Origin of the sequence: Streptomyces sp. SID5910 (assembly GCF_009862125.1) — a bacterium.
Taxonomy (GTDB): Bacteria; Actinomycetota; Actinomycetes; order Streptomycetales; family Streptomycetaceae; genus Streptomyces.
The window spans coordinates 1-2,148 of record NZ_WWHX01000386.1; the positions used below are offsets into that span (position 1 = coordinate 1).

Here is a 2,148-nt window from a genome sequence, read left to right on the forward strand (position 1 = left end):
AGGGGCGCGGGGCTGTATCGATGTGCGGCTCCGCCGCGTGGGCGCGAACAACCACGACGCACCCGCAGTCGCACTATGAGACGAGCCACCCCGTCGCTGTCGCGTACGCCGCCCAACCCCGCCGTACGGCAGAATCGCACCCGATGAGCACCTACCGCGACTTCACCGCCCCCATCGGCTCCCGCCGCGCCCCGGTCCGCACCGTGGGCACGAGAGAGCGCCGCTCGCACCTCACGGCACCCCGCGTGCCCACGGTCGGCATCGACATCGGCGGCACGAAGGTCATGGCGGGCGTCGTCGACGCGGACGGCAACATCCTGGAGAAGCTCCGCACGGAGACCCCGGACAAGTCCAAGAGCCCCAAGGTCGTCGAGGACACCATCGTCGAGCTGGTCCTGGACCTCTCCGACCGGCACGACGTGCACGCCGTCGGCATCGGCGCGGCCGGCTGGGTCGACGCCGACCGCAACCGCGTCCTCTTCGCCCCCCACCTGTCCTGGCGCAACGAGCCCCTGCGCGACCGCATCGCCGGCCGCCTCGCGGTGCCCGTCCTGGTGGACAACGACGCCAACACCGCCGCCTGGGCCGAGTGGCGCTTCGGCGCCGGCCGCGGCGAGGACCACCTGGTCATGATCACGCTCGGTACCGGCATCGGCGGCGCCATCCTGGAGGACGGCCAGGTCAAGCGCGGCAAGTACGGCGTCGCCGGCGAGTTCGGCCATATGCAGGTCGTGCCCGGCGGCCACCGCTGCCCGTGCGGCAACCGCGGCTGCTGGGAGCAGTACAGCTCGGGGAACGCCCTGGTCAGGGAGGCCCGCGAGCTGGCCGCCGCCGACTCGCCGGTGGCGTACGGGATCATCGAGCACGTCAAGGGCAGCATCGGTGACATCACCGGCCCGATGATCACGGAGCTGGCCCGTGAGGGCGACGCCATGTGCGTCGAGCTGCTCCAGGACATCGGCCAGTGGCTCGGCGTCGGCATCGCCAACCTCGCCGCCGCCCTGGATCCCTCCTGCTTCGTGATCGGCGGCGGGGTCAGCGCCGCCGACGACCTGCTGATCGGCCCCGCGCGCGACGCGTTCAAGCGCCAGCTCACCGGCCGCGGCTACCGCCCCGAGGCCCGCATCGTCCGCGCCCAGCTCGGCCCCGAGGCCGGCATGGTGGGCGCCGCCGACCTGGCCCGCCTGGTCGCCCGCCGCTTCCGCCGCGCCAAGCGGCGCCGGGTGGAGCGCTACGAGCGCTACGAGCGGTACGCGGAGGCCCGCCGCGCGTCCGAGGAGTCGCAGTGACCGGCCCGCGCCCCGAGGCGGCGGGCTCGCCGCAGGAGCCCGAGCGGCCGGCCGAGGACCGTCGGCACATGATCCGCCGGCGGTCGCTCACCCTGCTCATCATCGTCCTGCTCATCGGCGTCCCGGCCGGCTACCTGGTGATCTCCGCCAACCAGAGCCGCGACAGCGGCAAGGTCAAGGAGGCCAAGTACTCGGCGACCGGCCTGACCGAGGGCTGGCCGTCCAAGCTCCAGCGCCGCCTCTACGAGGTCCCCGTCCCGGTCCCCTCCGAAGAGGTCGCCTACTACGAGACCAACAACTGGAAGACCAGCCGCCTCTACGTCCAGTTCGAGACCACCGGCGCCGGCCTGGACGCCTTCCTGTCGGGCATCGGCGTCACCCGGGACGACCTGGAGCGCGACAAGGCGGCCATCGGCGACCGCGACCAGCACATCACCGGCTGGAACTTCGACCGGCCCGGGCCGTGGTGGGGCCTCGTCCACCAGCAGGCGGACCCCGCGCCCACCCACGACGTCCTCGTCAACCTGTCCGATCCGGACCGGCCGATGGTGTACGTGGTCTCCCGGACGGTTCCCTGACCGGGCCCGTCCCCGGCCGTCCTGGGGGCCGCCGGGGCCGATTGTCAGACCCCGCCCGTAGAGTCGAAGACAGTTGATCCGAGACGCGGGCGGGAGGTGACAGAACGTATGAGTGACACGACCGGAGCGGTCGCCACGGCCCCGCGCCCGCACGCGCCGGCGGAGCGCGACCGGCCCGTCCCCGCCGTGCCCGCCCGGCTCGCCGCCGTCTTCCTGCCCGCGCCCCTCCCGCGCGACGGACGGATCGCCTTCTGGGACCCGACGGGCGACCCCCTCACCGG

At 73.5% G+C, this 2,148-nt stretch carries 2 protein-coding genes; both read left to right on the plus strand.

From position 1 onward, the window contains the following. The first annotated feature begins 143 nt into the window (after positions 1-143). Positions 144-1,289, plus strand: coding sequence for an ROK family glucokinase (locus tag GTW67_RS13180; RefSeq protein ID WP_161165002.1), 1,146 nt, complete (start codon positions 144-146; stop codon positions 1,287-1,289). Further along, positions 1,286-1,867 (plus strand): sugar kinase, encoded by a 582-nt coding sequence (locus GTW67_RS13185; protein WP_161165003.1) that lies wholly within the window; start codon positions 1,286-1,288, stop codon positions 1,865-1,867. The genes GTW67_RS13180 and GTW67_RS13185 overlap by 4 nt, the downstream gene beginning before the upstream one ends. Positions 1,868-2,148 lie beyond the last annotated feature (281 nt).

What these genes read in the sequence shown, in the direction of transcription:
- GTW67_RS13180 (WP_161165002.1), top strand. Translation starts at nt 144, where the DNA reads ATGAGCACCTACCGCGACTTCACCGCCCCCATCGGCTCCCGCCGCGCC.